The organism is Aquibium carbonis, assembly GCF_003970795.1.
Taxonomy (GTDB): Bacteria; Pseudomonadota; Alphaproteobacteria; order Rhizobiales; family Rhizobiaceae; genus Aquibium; species Aquibium carbonis.
In genome coordinates, this window is sequence record NZ_RWKW01000049.1 from 1 (window position 1) to 20651 (window position 20651).

Consider the following 20651-nt stretch of genomic DNA (forward strand, 5'->3'; position numbering starts at 1 on the left):
GCGCGCACGGCGAATTCGAGCATCGCGGCGAGGTCCGCCTCGCCCAGACCGTCGATGGCCTGCCGGGTCAGCCGCCCGGCCTCGTGCAGGGCGGCGAGGAGGCCGGCATTGACGGTGTCGCCGGCGCCGACCGTGTCGACGACGGTGACGCGCTTCGCCGGCACCGAGACCATGTGGTCGCGGGTGAAGGCGACCACGCCCTCGGCGCCGCGCGTCACCACGACGAGCTTCGGCCCGAGGTCGAGCCAGCCGCGCGCGACCGCGCAGGTGTCGCCGGGCTCGCCGAACCAGGCGAGGTCTTCCTCCGACAGCTTGACGATGTCGGCCATGGCCAGCATGCGGCGCATGCGGGCGAGGTGGCTGTCGCGGTCGGGGATGAAGCCGGGCCGGATGTTGGGATCGAACATGACGAGGCGGCGTCCGCGCTCGCGCGCCATCAGCGCCTCGTAGGCGCTGCCGCAGGGTTCTGGTATCAGGCTGATCGCGCCGAAGAGCAGGACCGTGATCTCGGCTCCGAGGTCCGGGAGGTCGGCGAGCGATATCATGCGGCCGGCCGTGCCTTCGTCGTAGAAGGTGTAGGAGGCGTGGCCGTCGGCGAGCCGCACGAAGGCGAGCGTGGTCGGGCGGTCGGATCGCACGCAGTAGCGGGTGTCGACGCCCGCGCCGGCCAGCGCCTCGTCGAGCATGCGGCCGAGGAAATCGGTCGACAGGCCGGAAAAGAAGCCGGCCGGGACGCCGAGCCGCCCGAGCGCGACGGCGCTGTTGAACACCGCCCCGCCGGCATGCGGCGCGAAGGCGGGCTCGCCCCCGGCCGTGAGGCGCGGCAGCATGTCGATGAGCGCTTCGCCGCAGCACAGGATCATGGGTGGTCCTTGGTCAGTCCGGTCTGGGTCAGGAAGCGGTCGAACAGCGGCAGGCTCGCCCCGCCGATCGCCCGCGCATGGATGCCGACGCTGCCCGCGCGCAGCGCCGGAATGCGGATGCCCTCCGAATCGAAGCCCTTCAGCGCCGCCTCGACGGCGTCGATCAGGCGGGCGCGCACGCGGCGCGGCATCCAGCCCTCGAGGACGACGGCCTCGAAGTCGACGACGGAAGCCGCCGCCACGATGGCGTAGGCGATGCCGCGCGCCGCGCTGGCGATCCACGGACCGAGGTCCGGCTCGATGTCGCCCCAGTCGTCCGGCGAGGTCCACAGGAAGGTCGCGTCGCGCCCGGCGCCCGCGATCGCCCGCTCCAGCACCGCGATCGAGGCGATGTCGATGAGCTGGATCGGCTGGCCGTCGGCGCCCGGCACCGGCATCGAGCCGAGCGCGCCGGCATTGCCGGTCCGCCCGGTGTAGAGCGCGCCGTTGAGCACGATGCCGCCGCCGATGAAGGAGCCGAGATAGAAGTAGAGGAAGTCGCGCAGGTGGCTGGTGTCGCCGAAGACGAGCTCGGCCCCGCAAGCCGCGGTCGCGTCGTTCTGGAGATAGACGGGGAAGGGGCAATGCAGGGCGATGTCGGCGCGGATGTCGGCGTCGCGCCACTGGTCCATGATGTCGCGCGGCGCCCCCACCGTGTCGGCCCAGTTCCACAGCTCGAAGGGCATGGCGATGCCGAGCCCGGCGATCCGCTTGTCCTGATCGGGCGTCAGCCCGGCGCGGAAATGGGCGATGCCGTCGCGCACGAACGCGATCGTCTCCGACGGGGAGGGGTAGGAATAGGACCGGCTCTCGGTGGCGCGCACGGCGCCGAGGAAATCGATCAGGACGAGATTGGCGCTGCGCCGGCCGATCTTGAGCCCGAGGAACAGCGCGCCGTCCGGGTTGAGCGACAGCGGCACGGAGGGCTGGCCGACCTTGCCGCGGACGGGCGTGCCGCGCAGCAGCAGCCGCTCGGCTTCCAGCTCGCGCATGATGACGGAGACGGTCTGCGCCGAGAGGCTGGTCATGCGGGCGATGTCGGTCTTGGCCAGGCTGCAGTGGCGGCGCACCAGCGACAAAACGAGGCGCTCGTTGGCGTCGCGCATGCCGCTCTGGTTGGTGCCGCGCTGGAACCAGTCCTGCCGGCTCTCAGCGTCGGTCCTGGTCACTCCGCTGTCCACGCGTCTCCCCCGAATCCGGCCTTCCGGCTGCGACCGGTAGCACGAAGAATGCCCCGTGGCAGCCGGCCGTGTCAATTACTAAATCAGAATGAATTATCTATTGACACACGGCACGACCTGGTCTTTCTATGGGGAAGACAGCAGGCCGGGTGACGGCCGGATTGTCGCGCGTCCGGCGGGAGGCCGGTCCGCTTGTCCATTCAACGGGAGGAATACCGTGACCAGGAAACTCGCACTCACGTCGGCCGTCTTCACCGGGGCCGCCGCCTGCATGATCGCCTTCGCCGCGCCCGCGGCGGCCGCCGACGTCTCGGCCTGCCTGATCACCAAGACGGACACCAATCCGTTCTTCGTGAAGATGAGGGAGGGCGCCGAGGCCAAGGCCAAGGAACTCGGCATCGGCCTCAAGTCCTATGCCGGCAAGGTCGACGGCGACAACGAGACCCAGGTCGCCGCCATCGAGACCTGCATCGCCGACGGCGCCAAGGGCATCCTGCTGACGGCGTCGTCCACCTCGGCGATCGTGCCGTCGGTGCAGAAGGCGCGCGAGGCGGGCCTTCTGGTGATCGCGCTCGACACGCCGCTGGAGCCGATCGAGTCGGCCGACATGACCTTTGCCACCGACAATTTCCTGGCCGGCGAACTGATCGGCAAGTGGGCCGCCGCGTCGCTGGGCGACAAGGCCGCCGACGCCAAGATCGCCATGCTGGACCTCGACGTGTCGCAGCCCTCGGTCGACGTCCTGCGCGACCAGGGCTTCCTGCAGGGCTTCGGCATCGACCTCGGCGATCCCAACAAGTGGGGCGACGAGACCGATCCGCGCATCGTCGGCAACGACGTCACCCAGGGCAACGAGGAGGGCGGCCGCAAGGCGATGGAGAACCTGCTCGCCCGTGATCCCGAGATCAACGTCGTCTACACGATCAACGAACCGGCCGCCGCGGGCGCCTACGAGGCGCTGAAGGCCATCGGCCGCGAGAAGGACGTGCTGATCGTGTCGGTCGACGGCGGCTGCCCGGGCGTGGCCAACGTCGCCGACGGCGTGATCGGCGCCACCTCGCAGCAATATCCGCTGCTGATGGCGTCCAAGGGCATCGAGGCGATCGCCGCCTGGGCCAAGGACGGCGTCAAGCCGCAGGCGAGCGAGGGCAAGTCCTTCTTCGACACCGGCGTCGCGCTGGTGACCGACAAGCCGGTGGACGGCGTCGAGTCGATCTCCGTCGAGGACGGCAGGAAGCTCTGCTGGGGCTGAACCGACGAACGGCCGGGCGGGACCGTCCCGCCTGGCCACCTTTACGCCGGGACACAATCGCCGCACAGTGAGCGGGGGTTCGGAACGGGCAGGCCCGAGCAGGCTTGCGCGGCCAAGGGAGGGCTCGTGACGTGAGCAACGCCGAAAACTTCGAAGACGTCGTGAAGTCGCGCCGTGACGAGAAGGTCGCCGAGTTCGACCTGATCGAGAAGAACGTGTTCCACCGGCTGCACAGCCTGCTGCACCGGACCCCGGCGCTGGTGCCGCTGATCGTTCTCGTGGTCGCATGCGTGGTGTTCGGCCTGATCAACGCCAATTTCTGGCGCATCAGCACGCTGAGCCTGATCTTCCAGCAGATCGGCATCGTCGGCATTCTGGGCATCGCCCAGTCGCTGGTGGTCCTGACGGCCGGCATCGACCTGTCGGTCGGCGCCATGGCGGTGCTGACCTCCGTCATCATGGGCCAGTTCACCTTCCGCTACGGGCTGCCGGCGGAGGTGGCCATCGCCATCGGCCTGGCGGCCGGGACGATGATGGGCGCCATCAACGGCGTCCTTGTCGCCCGCATGCGCATCCCGCCCTTCATCGTCACGCTGGGCACCTGGCAGGTGTTTCTCGCGACCAACTACATCTACTCGGCCAACGAGACCATCCGCAGCCAGGACATCGAGGCGAATGCGCCCGCGCTGCAGTTCTGGGGCACCGCCTTCAACTTCGCCGGCGCGCGGGTGACGCTGGCCGTCGTGCTGCTGATCGTGCTCGTCGCCATCATGGCCTACGTGCTGCGCCACACCGCCTGGGGCCGCCACGTCTATGCCGTCGGCGACGATCCGGAAGCGGCCGAACTGGCGGGCGTGCCGCGAAAACGCGTGCTGATCCAGGCCTATGCGCTGGCGGGCTTCTTCTGCGGCATCGCCGGGTGGGTGATGATCGGCCGCTTCGGCTCGGTCTCGCCGTCGGCCTCGACCGGCATCCTCGGCAACATCCAGGCGATCACCGCGGTGGTGATCGGCGGAATCTCGCTGTTGGGCGGCCGCGGCACCATCGTCGGCATGTTCCTCGGCGCGCTGATCGTCGGGGTGTTCGAGATGGGACTGCGCATGGCCGGCGCCGACGCGCAGTGGACCTATCTCCTCATCGGCGTCCTCATCATCGCCGCCGTCGCGATCGACCAGTGGATCAGAAAGGTGTCGTCCTGATGGAACCGCTTCTCAAGGCTCGCAACCTGGTCAAGCGCTACGGCCGCGTCACCGCGCTCGACCAGTGCGACTTCGACCTCATGCCGGGCGAGATCCTGGCCGTCATCGGCGACAACGGCGCCGGCAAGTCGACCCTGATCAAGGCGCTGTCCGGCGCGGTGATCCCCGACGCCGGAACGATGTGGCTCGACGGCGCGCCGATCGAGTTTTCCTCGCCCAACGACGCGCGCGCCAAGGGCATCGAGACGGTCTACCAGACGCTCGCCATGTCGCCCGCGCTGTCCATTGCCGACAACATGTTCATGGGCCGCGAACTGCGCCGTCCGGGGTTCATGGGCAACTGGCTGCGCAAGCTCGACCACAAGGCGATGGAGGATTTCGCCCGCAAGAAGCTCTCCGACCTCGGCCTGATGACCATCCAGAACATCAACCAGCCGGTGGAGACGCTGTCGGGCGGCCAGCGCCAGGGCGTGGCGGTGGCGCGGGCGGCCGCCTTCGGCTCCAGGGTCATCATCCTCGACGAGCCGACGGCCGCGCTCGGGGTGAAGGAATCGCGCCGCGTGCTGGAACTGATCCTCGACGTCCGCTCGCGCGGCATCCCCATCATCCTGATCTCGCACAACATGCCGCACGTGTTCGAGGTGGCCGACCGCATCCACATCCACCGGCTGGGGCGGCGGCTCTGCGTGGTCGATCCGAAGGATTACACCATGTCCGACGCCGTGGCCTTCATGACGGGGGCGAAGGAGCCTCCAGCGGACGTGCTGGCGGCGTAGGGCAGGGCGGCAGGCCGCCGCCGGCGCCCGCTGCGCGGCGGAGAATTCCCGACTTTTCAAGGGGCGCCGCAAACATCGCCGTTTGCATTCGGCTCGGTTGCGACTAGCATGGTTTCGGGAGGAATGCTGGAAACCTTGGCGGGGTCCGACGTGAGGCGTCGTCCCCCGAAGGGCGAAGGGAGCCGACATGGACCAGGCGACATCGAGCGAACTCCCGATTTTCGCGGAGCATGACAACGATCCCAGGGCGCTGGCCGAGGAGATCCTGAAGAGCCTGACCTACCGGGTCGGCAAGGACGCGTCGGTCGCCACGCCCTATGACTGGCTGGCCGCCTCCATCAAGGTCGTGCGCGACCGCATCATCGAGCGATGGATCGCCTCGACGAAGGAGGCCTACACGCAGCAGCGCAAGCGCGTGTACTACCTGTCGATGGAGTTTCTCATCGGCCGGCTGATGCGCGACGCCTTTTCCAATCTCGGCCTGATGGAAAACATGCGCGAGGCGCTGAAGATCCTCGACGTCGAGATCGACGTGATCGCCGGGCTGGAGCCGGACGCCGCGCTCGGCAATGGCGGTCTCGGACGGCTGGCCGCCTGCTTCATGGAAAGCATGGCCTCGGTCGACCTGCCCGCCCACGGCTACGGCATCCGCTACGTGCACGGCCTGTTTCGCCAGGAAATCCAGGACGGCTGGCAAGTGGAACTGCCCGAGACCTGGCTCGACCATGGCAATCCCTGGGAGTTCGAACGGCGCGAGCGCTCGGTCGAGATCGGCTTCGGCGGCACGGTCGAATCGATCACGTCGAAGGACGGCCGGCTGGAGCGCCACGTCTGGCGGCCGCAGGAGCGGGTGCTCGCCGTGGCCTACGACACGCCGGTGGTGGGCTGGCGCGGCAAGCGCGTCAACACGCTGCGGCTGTGGTCGGCGATGGCCGTCGATCCGATCCTGCTCGCCGCCTTCAACGCCGGCGACCATATCGGCGCGCTGCGCGAGGCCAACCAGGCGGCTTCGCTGACGCGCGTGCTCTATCCGGCCGACAGCCACCAGGCCGGCCAGGAACTGCGGCTTCGGCAGGAGTATTTCTTCACCGCCGCCTCGCTGCAGGACATCGTGCAGCGGCACCTGTCGCAGTATGGCGACCTGATGACCCTGCCCGACAAGGCGGCGATCCACCTCAACGACACGCATCCGGCCGTCGCCATCGCCGAGCTGATGCGGCTCCTGATGGACGTCTACGGCATCGACTTCGACACCGCCTGGGGCCTGACGAAGCGCACCTTCGCCTATACCAACCACACGCTGCTGCCCGAGGCGCTGGAAAGCTGGCCGGTGCCGGTGTTCGAACGGCTGCTGCCGCGCCACATGCAGATCGTCTACGCCATCAACGCGCAGGTTCTGCTGGAGGCGCGCAGCCGGCAGATCTTCGACGACGAGCAGATCCGGCGCATCTCGCTGATCCACGAGGACGGCGACCGGCGCGTGCGCATGGGCAACCTCGCCTTCGCCGGCTCGCATTCGATCAACGGCGTGTCGGGCCTGCACACCGACCTGATGAAGCAGACGGTGTTCTCCGACCTGAACCGGCTCTATCCCGGCCGCATCAACAACAAGACCAACGGCATCACGCCGCGTCGCTGGCTGATGCAATGCAATCCCGGCCTGACCGCGCTGGCGCGCGAGGCGATCGGCGACCGCTTCCTCGACGACACCGATGCGCTGAAGGAGCTGAACCGTTTCGCCTCCGATCCGGCCTTCCGCGACAGGTTCGCGGCGGTGAAGCGGGCCAACAAGGAGCGCCTCGCCGAGCTGGTCGACGAGCGGCTGAGCCTGCGCATCGATCCGTCGGCGCTGTTCGACGTGCAGATCAAGCGCATCCACGAGTACAAGCGCCAGCTCCTGAACATCATCGAGGCCGTGGCGCTCTACGACCAGATCCGCTCGCATCCGGAGAAGGACTGGCTGCCGCGCGTGAAGTTCCTCGCCGGCAAGGCGGCGCCGAGCTATCACAACGCCAAGCTGATCATCAAGCTCGCCAACGACGTGGCGCGGGTGATCAACCGCGACCCCTCGGTGCGCGGGCTCCTGAAGCTGGTCTTCATTCCCAACTACAGCGTCTCGGTGGCCGAGATCATGGTGCCGGCGGCCGACCTGTCGGAGCAGATCTCGACGGCGGGCATGGAGGCCTCGGGCACCGGCAACATGAAGTTCGCGCTGAACGGCGCCATCACCATCGGGACGCTCGACGGCGCCAATGTCGAGATCAGCGAATGCGTTGGCGAGGACAACATCGTCATCTTCGGCCTGAAGGCGCACGAGGTGGAGGAGACCCGCCGCAAGGGCTATGAGCCGCGCGCCATCATCGAAAGCTCGCCGGAGCTCGGCCAGGCCCTGCACGCGATCTCGTCGGGCGTGTTCTCGCCGGACGACCCGCATCGCTACAAGGCGCTCGTGGACGGGCTCTACGAGACCGACTGGTTCATGGTGGCGGCGGATTTCGATTCCTTCGCCGACGCGCAGCGGCGGGTCGACGACATCTGGCGCAACGCGCCGGACTGGCACGCCAAGGCGATCCGCAACACCGCCAACGTCGGCTGGTTCTCCTCCGACAGGACGATCCGCGAGTATGATCGCGACATCTGGCATGCGGGCCTCTGAGCCGCGCGCTCGGTCCTCTCCGAGGGCGGAACGTTCGCCCATCCGAACCCGTTTGAGAGGCCCCCGCCGCCAGGCGGGGACCGGTGTGGGACGTCGCGATACCGTCACTTGGCTCGACAAGCATGCAACCCGCGGGCGACGCGGGGGGAGAGGGGAGGAACGATGGCAGACAACAACAGGGTCCAGCCGCTGGCGCGCGATGCCATGGCCTACGTGCTGGCGGGGGGCCGGGGAAGCCGCCTGAAGGAACTGACCGACACCCGCGCCAAGCCGGCGGTGTATTTCGGCGGCAAGACGCGCATCATCGACTTCGCGCTGTCGAACGCGCTCAATTCGGGCATCCGCCGCATCGGCGTGGCCACCCAGTACAAGGCGCATTCGCTGATCCGCCACCTGCAGCGCGGCTGGAACTTCTTCCGCCCCGAGCGCAACGAGAGCTTCGACATCCTGCCGGCGAGCCAGCGCGTCTCGGAGACGCAATGGTACGAAGGCACCGCCGACGCCGTGTTCCAGAACGCCGACATCATCGAGGACTACAAGGTCGAGTTCATGGTCATCCTGGCCGGCGACCACATCTACAAGATGGACTACGAGCCGATGCTGCGCGAGCACGTCGAGTCGGGCGCCGACGTGACGATCGGCTGCCTCGAGGTGCCGCGCATGGAGGCGACCGGCTTCGGCGTCATGCATGTCGACCGGCACGACGTGGTGGTGTCCTTCGTCGAGAAGCCGGCCGACCCGCCCGGCATCCCCGACAAGCCGGACTTCGCGCTCGCCTCCATGGGCATCTACGTGTTCCGCACCAAGTTCCTGATGGAGGAGCTGCGGCGCGACGCGGCCACGCCCGGCTCGAGCCGCGACTTCGGCAAGGACCTGATCCCCCACATCGTCAAGCACGGCAAGGCGCTCGCCCACCGTTTCTCCAAGTCCTGCGTGCGGTCGACCTTCGAGGGCGAGGCCTACTGGCGCGACGTCGGCACGATCGACGCCTACTGGGAAGCCAACATCGACCTGACGGCGATCACGCCGCAGCTCGACATCTACGATCGCAACTGGCCGATCTGGACCTATGCCGAGATCAAGCCGCCGGCGAAATTCGTCCATGACGAGGAGGGCCGGCGCGGCTCGGCCGTGTCGTCGCTGGTGGCGGGCGACTGCATCATTTCGGGCGCGGCGCTGCGCAAGTCGCTGATCTTCACCGGCGCGCGGGTCAACTCCTTCTCCATGCTCGACGAGGCGGTGGTGCTGCCGGACTGCTATGTCGGCCGCAATGCCCGCCTGACGCGCGTGGTGATCGATCGCGGCGTGAAGATTCCCGAGGGGCTGGTGGTCGGCGAGGACCCGGTGGAGGACGCGCGCCGCTTTCGCCGAACGGAAGCCGGGGTCTGCCTGGTGACGCAATCCATGATCGACAGGATCTCATGAACATCCTCGCCGTTGCCTCCGAAATCTATCCGATCGTCAAGACCGGCGGACTGGCGGACGTGACCGGCGCCCTGCCGGGCGCGCTGGCCGCGCATGGCATGGCGGTGCGCACGCTCGTTCCCGGCTACCGGCCGGTGATGGCGGCGCTCGAGGGCAAGCCGACGGTCGTGCGGTCCTGGCCGGAGTTCTACGGCGGGCCAGCCTCGATCCTGTCGGCCGCCGCCGCCGGGCTCGATCTCTTCGTGCTCGACGCGCCGCATCTCTTCGATCGTCCGGGCGCGCCCTATGGCGACGGCGGCGACTTTCCCGACAACTGGCGCCGCTTCGCGGCCCTCGGCAAGGCCGGCGCGGAGCTGGCCGAGCACGGCGGCGGCGGCTTCCTGCCCGACCTCGTCCATGCCCATGACTGGCAGGCGGCGATGACGGTCGCCTACATGCGCTACGCCAACGAGCGGTCGGTGCCGACGGTGATGACCGTCCACAACCTCGCCTTCCAGGGCCAGTTCCCGTCGTCGATCTTCCCCGAGCTCGGGCTTCCCGACGCGGCGATGAGCGTCGACGGCGTCGAATATTACGGCGGCATCGGCTTCCTGAAGGCCGGACTGCAGGGCGCCAGCGCCATCACCACGGTCAGTCCGACCTATGCGCAGGAAATCTGCACGCCGCAGTTCGGCATGGGGCTCGACGGCCTGATCAACGCCCGCGTCGGCGACCTGCACGGCATCGTCAACGGCATCGACACGGCCGTGTGGGATCCGCAGACCGACGCGCATCTGCCCGCCGTCTTCGGCACGCGCACGCTGGCCAAGCGCCAGCGCAACAAGGCCGCCGTGGAAAAGCGCTTCGGCCTCGACGCGGACGCCGCGCCGATCCTGACCGTGATCAGCCGCCTGACCTGGCAGAAGGGCATGGATCTCCTGGCCGACGTGCTCGACCGGATCGTGGCCGAGGGCGCCAAGCTGGCCATCCTGGGCTCGGGCGACCATGCGCTGGAGGGCGCGCTGCTCGCGGGGGCCGCGCGTCATCGCGGCCGGGTCGGCGTCGTCATCGGCTACAACGAGCCGCTGTCGCACCTGATGCAGGCCGGCTGCGACGCCATTCTCGTGCCGTCCCGCTTCGAGCCCTGCGGCCTGACGCAGCTCTACGGCCTCCGCTACGGCTGCGTGCCCGTGGTGGCGCGCACCGGCGGGCTCGCCGACACGATCGTCGACGCCAACGAGGCCGCCCTGTCGGCTGGCGTGGCGACCGGCTTCCAGTTCGCCCCGCTGACGGCGGATGCCTTCCTGCAGGCGATCCGGCGCGTGATGCGCTGCCATCGCGAGCCTTCGGTCTGGGCCACGATCCAGCGCCAGGGCATGAAGGCCGACGTCTCCTGGGACCGGAGCGCGGCGCGATACGCCCAGTTGTACGACACCCTCGCCTCGGATGTTTGAGTGATGATCAGGACCGTAGCCACCACCCCCTATGGCGACCAGAAGCCCGGCACGTCCGGCCTGCGCAAGAAGGTGCCCGTCTTCCAGCAGGAAAACTATGCCGAGAACTTCATCCAGTCGGTGTTCGACAGCCTGGAAGGCTTCGCCGGCACGACGCTGGTGATCGGCGGCGACGGCCGTTACCACAACCGCGAGGTGATCCAGATCGCGATGCGCATGGCGGCCGCCAACGGTTTTGGCCGGGTGATCGTCGGGCAGGGCGGCATCCTGTCGACACCCGCCGCCTCGAACGTGATCCGCAAGCATGGCGCCTTCGGCGGGCTGGTGCTGTCGGCGAGCCACAATCCCGGCGGCCCGACCGAGGATTTCGGTATCAAGTACAACATCGGCAATGGCGGCCCGGCGCCCGAACGCATCACCGATGCCGTGTTCGCGCGCTCGAAGGTCATCGATCGCTACCTGACCATCGACGCGCCCGACATCGATCTCGACCGGGTGGGCACCTTCTCGCTCGGCACGACCACGATCGAGGTGATCGACCCGGTGGCCGACTATGCCGCGCTGATGGAGACGCTGTTCGACTTTGCCGCCATCCGGGCGATGTTTGCCGGCGGCTTCCGCATGGCCTTCGACGCCATGCACGCCGTGACCGGGCCCTATGCCGTCGAGATCCTGGAAAACCGGCTCGGCGCGGCGCCGGGCACCGTGCGCAACGGCGTGCCGCTGCCCGATTTCGGCGGGCATCATCCCGATCCGAACCTCGTCCACGCCAAGGAGCTTCACGACCTGATGATGTCGCCCGACGCGCCCGACTTCGGCGCGGCGTCGGATGGCGACGGCGACCGCAACCTGATCATCGGCCGGGGCATCTTCGTGACGCCGTCGGACTCGCTCGCCATGCTGGCCGCCAACGCGCACCTGGCGCCCGGCTATGCCGGCGGGCTGAAGGGCATCGCGCGCTCGATGCCGACCAGCGCCGCCGCCGACCGGGTGGCCGAAAGGCTGGGCGTCGAACTCTACGAGACGCCGACCGGCTGGAAGTTCTTCGGCAACCTGCTCGACGCCGGCATGGCGACGATCTGCGGCGAGGAGAGCGCCGGCACCGGCTCCGACCACGTGCGCGAGAAGGACGGGCTGTGGGCCGTGCTGCTCTGGCTCAACATCCTGGCCGTGCGCCGGGAAAGCATGAAGGCCATCGCGGCCGCCTATTGGGCCGATTATGGCCGCAACTACTATGCCCGCCACGACTACGAGGCGGTGGAGACCGACCGGGCGAACGCGTTGATGGCGGCCTTGCGCGACAGGCTGGCCGCCCTGCCGGGGACGACGGTCCAGGGCCTGACCATCGCCTTCGCCGACGATTTTTCCTACACCGACCCGGTGGACGGCTCGGTGTCGAGGAACCAGGGCGTGCGCATCGGTTTCGACGGCGGCTCGCGCATCGTTTTCCGCCTGTCGGGCACCGGCACCGAGGGCGCGACGATCCGGGTCTATCTCGAACGCTACGAGGCCGACCCGTCATTGCTGGCGCAGGAGACGCCGGACGCGCTGGCGGACCTGATCCTGGCCGCCGACGAGATTGCCGGGATCGGGCGGTTCACGGGGCGCACCGGTCCGGACGTCGTCACCTGACCATGACCGATGCCGCCCCCGCCGATCATTGCGGAGCTGCCTTCCTTGCCGGGGGCGCACGGTTTCGCGTCTGGTCCGGCTCGGCCGACAGGGTCTGGCTGTGCCTGTTCGACGACGAGGGCGAGGCCGAGGTCGCCCGGTTCGAGATGAAGCCAGCGGGCGTCGGCTTCCGCCAGGTGTTCGTGGCCGGCGCCGCGCCCGGCCTGCGCTACGGCCTGCGCGCCGACGGGCGCTTCGACCCCGACAACGGCTTCTGGTTCGATCCCGACAAGCTCCTGATGGACCCCTACGCGCTGGAGATCGACCGGCCGTACCGCTACCGGCCGGAACTCGGCGCGCGTCGCGGCGAGGGGGGCGACACGGCGCGGCTGATGCCGAAGGCCGTCTTGACCGGCCCGCTGCCGGAGGTCGCGGCGGCGCCGCCGGTCTTTCAGCCCGGCGGCTTCGTCTACGAGGTCAACGTGCGCGGCTTCACCATGCGGCATCCCGGCGTGCCGGACCACCTGCGCGGCACGGTGGCGGCGCTGGCGCATCCGGCCGTGCTCGCGCATCTGACCATGCTCGGCGTCGACGCGGTGGAACTGATGCCGGTGACCGCGTGGATCGACGAGCGGCATCTGGCTCCGCTCGGCCTGAGGAACGTCTGGGGCTACAATCCCGTCACCTTCATGGCGCTCGACCCGCGGCTGTGCCCCGGCGGCGTGGCGGAACTGCGCGACACGGTTTCGGCGCTGCGGGCGGCCGGCATCGGGGTCATCCTCGACCTCGTCTTCAACCACACCGGCGAGAGCGACGTGCTGGGGCCGACGCTGTCGTTTCGCGGGCTCGACAACCTCGCCTACTACCGGCACCTGCCGGGCGATCCGGTGGTGCTGGCCAACGACACCGGCTGCGGCAACACCATCGCGACGCAGCATCCGGAAGTGCACCGGATGATCCTCGATTCGCTGCGGCATTTCGTGACGAAATGCGGCGTCGACGGCTTCCGCTTCGATCTCGCGCCGGTGCTCGGCCGCGATCACCGCGGCTTCGATCCGGCCGCGCGCTTCTTCAGCGAGATCGCCGCAGACCCGGTGCTCGGCGACCGGGTGCTGATCGCCGAACCCTGGGACATCGGCCCGGGCGGCTATCACCTCGGCAATTTTCCAGCCCCCTTCCTCGAATGGAACGACGTCTACCGCGACGACGTGCGCCGGTTCTGGCGCGGCGACCACGGCCGGGTGCCGGCGCTGGCGACGCGGCTCGCCGGCTCCTCCGACATCTTCGACCGCAAGGGCCACCCCGGAACCCGCAGCGTCAACTTCATCGCCGCTCACGACGGCATGAGCCTCGCCGACCTCGTGGCCTATGAGCACAAGCACAACGAGGCCAATGGCGAGGACAACCGCGACGGCCATGACGAGAACCTGTCGTGGAACAATGGCGTGGAAGGCGCGACGGACGATCCCGACGTCCGCGCCGCGCGGGCGCGCGACCTGCGCGCCCTGCTCGCCACGCTGTTCCTGTCGCGCGGGACGATCATGCTGACGGCCGGCGACGAATTCGGCCGCACGCAGCATGGCAACAACAACGCCTATGCGCAGGACAACGGCCTGGCCTGGCTGGACTGGGCAAGCCGCGACCTTGCGCTGGAAGCGCATGCGGCGGCGCTGGCGGCCCTGCGCCGCCGGGTGCCGGCGCTGCGCCGGGCAGGCTTCCTCACCGGCAGACCCGTGGCCGAAGGCCGGCCAGCCGACGTGGAATGGCTCGACGTCACCGGCCATCCGCTCGACGAGGCGGGCTGGAACGACGCCGAGAACCGGCGGTTCGCCATGGTGCTGGCGACGGACGGCGAGGGCGGCCCGCGCCGCGTGGCGCTGCTGCTGAACGGCGACCCGGGCGAGGCCGTCTTCATGCTGTCGCCGGCCGAGGGCCATGAATGGCGGCTGATCGCGCCCGACGACGGTGGCGCGATTTTGACGCAGCACGCGATCGCGCTTGCCGGACGCACCGCGGCCGTGCTTTGCGAAACGGACATCGAGACGTCAGGACCGACGGGGGATTGAATGGCCGGCACGATCGGGCAGGCGCGGGCGGGGGCCGGCGCGGAGTGGTGGCGCGGCTGCGCGATCTACCAGATCTACCCGCGATCCTTTCAGGACTCGGGCGAGGACGGCGTCGGCGACCTGCCGGGCGTCACGGCAAGGCTGCCCTATGTCGCGAGCCTCGGCGTCGATGCCATCTGGCTGTCGCCCTTCTTCATGTCGCCGATGGCCGACATGGGCTATGACGTCTCCGACTATTGCGCGGTCGACCCGCTGTTCGGCACGCTGGCCGATTTCGACGCCCTCGTCGCCGAGGCGCACCGGCTGGGCATGAAGGTGATCATCGACCAGGTGCTGTCGCACTGTTCCGACCAGCACGTCTGGTTCAGGGAAAGCCGGTCGAGCCGCGACAACCCGAAGGCGGACTGGTACGTGTGGGCTGACCCCAAGCCGGACGGCAACCCGCCCAACAACTGGCTGTCGGTGTTCGGCGGACCGGCCTGGGAGTGGGATTCGACGCGCCGGCAATACTACCTGCACAATTTCCTCGCCTCGCAGCCGGACCTGAACTTCCACAATCCCGAGGTTCGCGCCGCCCTGCTCGACACCGTCCGCTTCTGGCTCGACCGCGGCGTCGACGGCTTCAGGCTCGATACGGTGAACTATTACTTCCACGATGCGGCGCTGCGCCCGAACCCGCCAAAGGCGCCGGGCGGGGGCGGCGACGTGCCGGACACCAATCCCTATGGCTACCAGCAGCACGTCCACGACAAGAACCAGCCGGAGAACCTCGGCTTCCTGCGCGAGTTCCGCGCCCTGCTCGACCAGTACGACGATCGCGCCGCGGTCGGCGAGGTGGGCGACGGGAACGGCGCGCTGACGATTGTGGCCGCCTATACCGGCGGCGGCGACAAGCTGCACATGTGCTACACCTTCGACCTGCTGGCGCCGGCCTTTTCGGCGGCGCATGTGGCGCAGTGCATTTCCGAATTCGAGAGCTCGGTGGTGGACGGCTGGGTGTGCTGGGCCTTCTCCAACCACGACGTCCAGCGCCACGCCACGCGCTGGGCGGGCGAGGGCCGGACGCCAGACGCGGTGGCGCGCTTCTCGATCGGGCTGATCGCCTGCCTGCGCGGCTCGATCTGCCTCTACCAGGGCGAGGAACTGGGCCTGCCGGAGGCCGACATCGCCTTCGAGGATCTGCGCGATCCCTACGGCATCCGCTTCTGGCCGGCCTTCAAGGGCCGCGACGGCTGCCGCACGCCGATGGTCTGGGACGGCGCGGCCCCGCATGGCGGCTTCTCGCAGGCGCGGCCCTGGCTGCCCGTGCCGCCGGCGCATCTCGAGCGCGCGGTCGACGTGCAGCAGGCCGACGCCGGCTCGATCCTGGCCCGCTACCGCGAGGTGCTTTCGTTTCGCAAGGCGAAGCCGGCGCTGGTGGGCGGCGCGATCGAGATCGTCGGGCAGACCGACCAGGTGCTGGCCTTCCTGCGCGAGGCCGACGGCGAGCGGCTTCTCTGCGTGTTCAACTTCTCCGCCGACCCGGTGGCGTGGACGCTGCCGGCGGCGCTGGGGCCGGTCGAGGCGCTGGCCTTCCCGGGCTCGCGCGCCGCGCTCGACGGCGACACGCTGACGCTGCAAGGGCTCGACGGCTTCTGCGGCCGCGTCGCCTGATGGCGGCCGCCTGCCGGTTCAGCCCTGGCGGGCGATGAACTCGGCGATGGCGCCGCAGATGCGGTCCTGGTCGTCGGCCGTCAGATAGGGGTGCATCGGCAGGCACAGGATGCGCGACGGCAGCCCTTCGGACACCGGCAGCCCGGTCGGCACGCGCGGAAAGCCCTCGTAGGCCACCTGAAGGTGCAGCGGCTTGACGTAATAGATCACGGTCGGGATTCCGGCCGCCTGCAGATGCGCCTTCAGGCCGTCGCGGTGCGGCGTCTCGATGGCGTATTGCGCGAAGGCCGAACGGCGGTTCTCCGGGATGACAGGCGTCTTGACGAGGCCCGCCAGCCCCTCGGCATAGCGGCGCGCGACCACCTGGCGCTCGGCCATCTCGTCTTCGAGGATGGCGAGCTTCTCGATCAGGATCGCGGCCTGGATGGTGTCGAGACGCGAGTTCAGCCCGACATGGACGTTGTCGTACTGCGTGGCGCCCTTGCCGTGGAAGGCATAGGACCGCAGCGTTTCGGCGAAGGCGTCGTCGTCGGTGAACATGGCGCCGCCGTCGCCGTAGCAGCCGAGCGGCTTGGCCGGGTAGAAGCTCGTCGAGGCCACGTGGCCGAAGGCGCCGCACATGCGGTTGTCGAGGCTGCCGCCGATCGCCTGTGCCGCGTCCTCGATCACCAACAGCTTCTCGCGCCGGGCGATGGCGTCGATGGCGGGATAGTCTGCCGCGAGCCCGAACAGGTCGACCGGGATGATCGCCTTCGGCGTGAGCCGGCCTTCCGCCCTGACCATGGCGATGGCGGCCTCCAGCGAAGCGGGGTCCATGTTGTAGCTGTCGGGATCGATGTCGACGAAGACAGGCTCGGCCCTGGCCAGCGCCACGACCTCGGCCGTCGCCGCGAAGGTGAAGCTCGGGCAGAACACCGCGTCGCCGGGGCCGATGCCGCTGGCGAGCAAGGGCAGGAGGAGCGCGTCGGTGCCGTTGGCGCAGGCGACCACGTTGCGCATGCCGACATAGTCGGCGAGCTGCTTTTCGAACTCCCGCACGTCAGGCCCGAGGATGTAGGCGCCGCTGTCGATGACGCGGTCGACGGCCGCCTTCAGGCGGTGGTTGATGCGCGCCCGCTGGGCACCGAGATCGATGAACTGCATTGCCGCTCCAGCACTTCCCGCGCCGGATCGGCGCCCTGTCCCGCGCGTGTCTTAGGACGCGCGCCGGATCATTGCCAGACGCAATCGATCACCATGCGTGGGGTGCGGTAACGTGACGTTATATAAGGAAGAAACGCCGGCGCGAGGCTTCAGCGCGACGCGCGTTCGAAATGGCGCCGCAGCAGACGGACATTGCGGTTGTTGGCCTTGTAGTAGACGTCGAAGACCGATCCGAGCACCGGAACGCTGCCGAAAACGGTGTCGATGGCCACGTTGGCGATCATGCGGGCGATGACGTGGCCGGGCGCGCCGGCCCGCCAGCCGTAGATGATGATGTGGCCGGCCACGAGCGCGGCCGCGAGATCGCCCGCGCCGGGGATGAGGCCGGCGATGGCGTCGAGACCGAAGCGGATGCTGGTTCCAGGTATGCGCCAGCGCGAATCGAGGTTGCGGGCGAGGGCCTCGATGTCTTCGAATGCGGTCGCTCGCGCGCCGGGGCGAGCGGAGGCGGCGGTCATGCGGACAGCTGCGGCTGCCTCGATTCCTCGACGGCGCGCAGGAAGATGCGGCGGGCGATGTGCGGGGAGGCGCGGCCTTCGCCGGCGGCGCGGCAGGCCTGGCGGGCGGCCCAGTACCACTTGCCGCGGGCCTCCGGCCAGCCGTTCTCCAGCGCCATCGCGGCCTGCGCGGCATCGCGGATTTCGAGCATGCGCGCGTCGTTTCCGTGAAGCAGCTTCACCGGTTCATGAAAGAGGGCCATGGGCTGTGCTCGCTGTTTGAGATCCTGACGCTGAACGTCCCGGGGCGGCCCCGGTTCCGCGACGGCATGCCCCATCGCGACGTTTTCACGAAAAACTTTCCCCGAGGTGAAGGCGGCCGGATCATGTGCGCGAGACGAGGGCGGCGATGTCGAGCGGCAGGCGGCGGATGCGCCGGCCGGTCGCATGGAACACGGCGTTGCAGATCGCCGGGGCAACGCCGACGATGCCGATCTCGCCGACCGGCTTGCCGCCCATCGGCGAGGCGCGGAAATCCGGCTCCCCGACCGAGAAGACCTCGATGTCGGGAATGTCGGCATTGGTGGGGATCAGGTAGTCGCCGAGATTGTCGTTGACGATGCGCCCGTCGCGCGGGTCGATGCGCCCGCCTTCCAGCAGTGCCTGGCCGATGCCCATGACGATGCCGCCCCGGAACTGGCTGGCGGCGAGCTTCGGATTGTAGAGGCGCCCGCAGTCGAAGCCCGACACGACGCGGCTGACGCGGACGGTGCCCAGATCCTCGTCGACCTTCACCTCGACGAAATGGGCGCACCAGGACAGCACCGACGAGGCGCCGTCGTCGGGCAGCCGCAGGCCGGAGACGGTGGTCATGATGCGATGGCGCTCGTTCCTGTCGATGCCGGCGGGGAAATTGTCCTCCACGAGCTCGAGGCGGTCGCGGCCGATGGCCTTCAGCAGCGAACCGATGGGGATCGAAGCGCTCTCGTCGAGCGTGGGATGGATGCGACCGTCGGTGATGTGCAGCGTGTTGAGCTCGCGGCCGACGAAGGGCGAGCCCGGCTCGGTCAGCGCGAGCCGGATGATCGTTTCGCGCATGGCGGCCGCCGCCTTGTGGACCAGGCCGGTCATGACGCCGGCCAGCAGCGAGTTGCCGGCGAGCGGCCCGCTCGGCAGGTCGCTGTCGCCGAGGCGCACCGTCACGGCCTGCGGCGACACGCCCAGCGCATCGGCGGCCGCCTGGGCGAGGATCGTATAGGTGCCGGTGCCCATGTCGATGCCGGCCGAAAGCACCTCGATCGAACCGTCGGCGCCGACACGGATGCCGGCTTCGCCATGGTGATCGAGGGCCGGGAACGTGCCGGCTGCGACGCCCCAGCCGACCAGGGTTCCGTCCGGGCCGCGCATCGCCCGTGGCGCGGGCGGGCGGTTCGCCCAGCCGAAGCGCCGCGCGCCTTCGACGAGCGCCTCGCGCAGCCGCCGCGACGACCAGGGCTGGCCCGTCTGCGGATTGACGGCGGCCTCGTTGCGCAGCCGCAGCTCGACCGGGTCGATGCCGGCCAGATGGGCGAGCTCGTCCATGGCCGATTCGAGGCCGAAGGCGCTCGGATGCTTGCCGGGCGCGCGCATGTGCGCGGGCGTGACCGTGTTCACATGGACGAGGCGCTGGCGCGAGCGCAGGTTGGGCACGTCGTACATGACGCTGGTGGCGGAATTCAGCTGCTCGACGAAGGGGACGAAGACGGAGGTCTCGCTCTCGCCGTCCTGCACGATGGCGGTGAGGTGGCCGGCGGCATCGGCGCCGAGCCCGAGCGTCTGCCGCGTCGCCGCACGGCCGCCATGGGCGGTGAAGGCCTGGGCGCGCGTGACGACGACCTTGACCGGCCGCCCGAGCGCGCGCGCCGCAAGCGCCGCGACCGCGCCGTGCGTCATGGCGGTGACCTTGGAGCCGAAGCCGCCGCCGACATAGGGCGAGACCAGCCGGACGTTCTCGAACGGAATGCCGAACCAGCCGGCATAGGTTCGGGCCATGGCGTCGATCCACTGGCTGGGCTCGCGGACGATCAGGCGCTCGCCGGACCATTCGGCCACGGCGCCATGCGGCTCGATCGGCACGTGGTATTCGCGCGGGGTCTCGTAGGTGGCGTCGACACGGAAGGCCGCCTCGACCAGCGCGGCCGTCGCATCGCCGCGGTCGATGTCGACGTCGTCGACGGCGACGCCGGGGCCGGCGCCTTCGGCATCGAAGCTGGCGAGGACATCGGCGGGCGCATAGTCGATCCGCAGCAGGCTGGCCGCCGCTTCCGCCTGCTGGCGGGTCTCGGCGATCACCGCGGCCACCGCCTGCCCCCAGTGCAGGATCGTCGTCGGGAAGACCTCGAACGCGCCTTCGCCCGGCGCTCCATCGATGAAGCTGTCCGGCGCGCCGAGGGCCGGTGTGTCGAACGGGGTGAGGACCAGCAGCACGCCGAGGCTGTGCCGCGCGGCCGTGGCGTCGACGGCCAGCACCGTTCCCGCGCCGATGGTGGCGCGGACGAGCACGCCGTGGACCATGCCGGCGGGCCGCGTGTCCAGCGCATAGGCGGCTTCGCCGCGCACCTTGGCGTCGCCGTCGACGCGGGGCAGCGAAGCGCCCAGGTGGCGGCTGCCGTCGGACGCGTCGCCATGCTTGCGTGTCGCCAGGTCCGTCATGACAGGTCCAATGCGGTGTGGAGGGCGCGTTCGACCGCGCGTTTCAGGAGCTTTAGCTTGAAGCGGTTGTCCTCCGTGACGCGGGCGCCTTCGACCGCGAGCGAGGCGGCCGCGGCAAGGCGCTCGCGGCTGGGCGGCCCGGCGCGAAGGGCTGCCTCGACCGCCG

General features: G+C 69.3%; 15 protein-coding genes. 9 read left to right on the plus strand and 6 right to left on the minus strand.

The features are described from left to right. On the minus strand, positions 1 to 863 hold an 863-nt coding region (locus tag EJC49_RS13980), incomplete at its 3' end, for a carbohydrate kinase family protein (protein WP_148106297.1). Beyond that, positions 860 to 2008, minus strand: a complete 1149-nt coding sequence (locus tag EJC49_RS13985; protein ID WP_126700571.1) for an ROK family transcriptional regulator — start codon at positions 2006 to 2008, stop codon at positions 860 to 862. The genes EJC49_RS13980 and EJC49_RS13985, both read right to left, overlap by 4 nt. Before the next feature lie 346 nt (positions 2009 to 2354). Here EJC49_RS13985 and EJC49_RS13990 point away from each other — a divergent pair, with 346 nt between their 5' ends. From EJC49_RS13990 to bglA, 9 genes are all read left to right on the plus strand, one after another. After that, positions 2355 to 3335, plus strand: coding sequence for a sugar ABC transporter substrate-binding protein (locus tag EJC49_RS13990; protein ID WP_126700572.1), 981 nt, complete (start codon positions 2355 to 2357; stop codon positions 3333 to 3335). Positions 3336 to 3466: 131 nt separating this feature from the next. Continuing rightward, on the plus strand, positions 3467 to 4534 hold the full coding sequence (locus tag EJC49_RS13995) for an ABC transporter permease (RefSeq protein WP_126700559.1): 1068 nt from the start codon (positions 3467 to 3469) through the stop codon (positions 4532 to 4534). Next, positions 4534 to 5310, plus strand: coding sequence for an ATP-binding cassette domain-containing protein (locus tag EJC49_RS14000; RefSeq protein WP_126700560.1), 777 nt, complete (start codon positions 4534 to 4536; stop codon positions 5308 to 5310). Before EJC49_RS13995 ends, EJC49_RS14000 begins: the two co-directional genes overlap by 1 nt. A gap of 187 nt (positions 5311 to 5497) precedes the next feature. After that, positions 5498 to 7966 carry a glycogen/starch/alpha-glucan phosphorylase gene (locus tag EJC49_RS14005; RefSeq protein WP_126700561.1) on the plus strand — a complete coding sequence of 823 codons (2469 nt, stop codon included), beginning with the start codon at positions 5498 to 5500 and terminating at the stop codon, positions 7964 to 7966. 162 nt (positions 7967 to 8128) lie between these two features. Continuing rightward, positions 8129 to 9391, plus strand: coding sequence for a glucose-1-phosphate adenylyltransferase (glgC, locus tag EJC49_RS14010; RefSeq protein WP_126700562.1), 1263 nt, complete (start codon positions 8129 to 8131; stop codon positions 9389 to 9391). Continuing rightward, positions 9388 to 10824 (plus strand): glycogen synthase GlgA, encoded by a 1437-nt coding sequence (glgA, locus tag EJC49_RS14015; RefSeq protein ID WP_126700563.1) that lies wholly within the window; start codon positions 9388 to 9390, stop codon positions 10822 to 10824. Before glgC ends, glgA begins: the two co-directional genes overlap by 4 nt. 3 nt (positions 10825 to 10827) lie before the next feature. Then, positions 10828 to 12456 carry an alpha-D-glucose phosphate-specific phosphoglucomutase gene (locus EJC49_RS14020; protein ID WP_126700564.1) on the plus strand — a complete coding sequence of 543 codons (1629 nt, stop codon included), beginning with the start codon at positions 10828 to 10830 and terminating at the stop codon, positions 12454 to 12456. A 2-nt stretch (positions 12457 to 12458) separates the two neighbouring features. Next, positions 12459 to 14501: a glycogen debranching protein GlgX gene (gene glgX / locus EJC49_RS14025; protein ID WP_126700565.1), complete on the plus strand. Its 2043-nt coding sequence runs from the start codon at positions 12459 to 12461 to the stop codon at positions 14499 to 14501. Then, positions 14502 to 16154, plus strand: a complete 1653-nt coding sequence (gene bglA / locus EJC49_RS14030) for a beta-galactosidase BglA (protein ID WP_126700566.1) — start codon at positions 14502 to 14504, stop codon at positions 16152 to 16154. An 18-nt stretch (positions 16155 to 16172) separates the two neighbouring features. On the opposite strand, the gene EJC49_RS14035 is transcribed toward bglA, so the two are convergent. The 4 genes from EJC49_RS14035 to EJC49_RS14050 all read right to left on the minus strand — a co-directional run bounded on the left by EJC49_RS14035 (position 16173) and on the right by EJC49_RS14050 (position 20485). After that, positions 16173 to 17297 (minus strand): DegT/DnrJ/EryC1/StrS family aminotransferase, encoded by a 1125-nt coding sequence (locus tag EJC49_RS14035; protein ID WP_126700567.1) that lies wholly within the window; start codon positions 17295 to 17297, stop codon positions 16173 to 16175. A gap of 149 nt (positions 17298 to 17446) precedes the next feature. After that, complete coding sequence (locus EJC49_RS14040) at positions 17447 to 17815, minus strand: DUF4112 domain-containing protein (RefSeq protein ID WP_126700568.1); 369 nt, start codon at positions 17813 to 17815, stop codon at positions 17447 to 17449. Beyond that, positions 17812 to 18057: a DUF982 domain-containing protein gene (locus EJC49_RS25680; protein WP_170314715.1), complete on the minus strand. Its 246-nt coding sequence runs from the start codon at positions 18055 to 18057 to the stop codon at positions 17812 to 17814. The genes EJC49_RS14040 and EJC49_RS25680 overlap by 4 nt, the downstream gene beginning before the upstream one ends. Positions 18058 to 18178: 121 nt before the next feature. After that, positions 18179 to 20485 carry a xanthine dehydrogenase family protein molybdopterin-binding subunit gene (locus EJC49_RS14050; RefSeq protein ID WP_126700570.1) on the minus strand — a complete coding sequence of 769 codons (2307 nt, stop codon included), beginning with the start codon at positions 20483 to 20485 and terminating at the stop codon, positions 18179 to 18181. Between the last annotated feature and the right edge of the window lie 166 nt (positions 20486 to 20651).

Excerpts from the sequence above, each read along its gene's own strand:
- EJC49_RS14040 (WP_126700568.1), bottom strand. The coding sequence starts at position 17,815 with ATGACCGCCGCCTCCGCTCGCCCCGGCGCGCGAGCGACCGCATTCGAA.
- EJC49_RS14035 (WP_126700567.1), bottom strand. The coding sequence starts at position 17,297 with ATGCAGTTCATCGATCTCGGTGCCCAGCGGGCGCGCATCAACCACCGC.
- EJC49_RS14005 (WP_126700561.1), top strand. The coding sequence starts at position 5,498 with ATGGACCAGGCGACATCGAGCGAACTCCCGATTTTCGCGGAGCATGAC.
- bglA (WP_126700566.1), top strand. The coding sequence starts at position 14,502 with ATGGCCGGCACGATCGGGCAGGCGCGGGCGGGGGCCGGCGCGGAGTGG.
- glgA (WP_126700563.1), top strand. The coding sequence starts at position 9,388 with ATGAACATCCTCGCCGTTGCCTCCGAAATCTATCCGATCGTCAAGACC.
- EJC49_RS13990 (WP_126700572.1), top strand. The coding sequence starts at position 2,355 with ATGATCGCCTTCGCCGCGCCCGCGGCGGCCGCCGACGTCTCGGCCTGC.
- EJC49_RS14050 (WP_126700570.1), bottom strand. The coding sequence starts at position 20,485 with ATGACGGACCTGGCGACACGCAAGCATGGCGACGCGTCCGACGGCAGC.
- glgX (WP_126700565.1), top strand. The coding sequence starts at position 12,459 with ATGACCGATGCCGCCCCCGCCGATCATTGCGGAGCTGCCTTCCTTGCC.
- EJC49_RS25680 (WP_170314715.1), bottom strand. The coding sequence starts at position 18,057 with ATGGCCCTCTTTCATGAACCGGTGAAGCTGCTTCACGGAAACGACGCG.
- EJC49_RS13985 (WP_126700571.1), bottom strand. The coding sequence starts at position 2,008 with ATGCGCGACGCCAACGAGCGCCTCGTTTTGTCGCTGGTGCGCCGCCAC.
- EJC49_RS14000 (WP_126700560.1), top strand. The coding sequence starts at position 4,534 with ATGGAACCGCTTCTCAAGGCTCGCAACCTGGTCAAGCGCTACGGCCGC.
- glgC (WP_126700562.1), top strand. The coding sequence starts at position 8,129 with ATGGCAGACAACAACAGGGTCCAGCCGCTGGCGCGCGATGCCATGGCC.
- EJC49_RS14020 (WP_126700564.1), top strand. The coding sequence starts at position 10,828 with ATGATCAGGACCGTAGCCACCACCCCCTATGGCGACCAGAAGCCCGGC.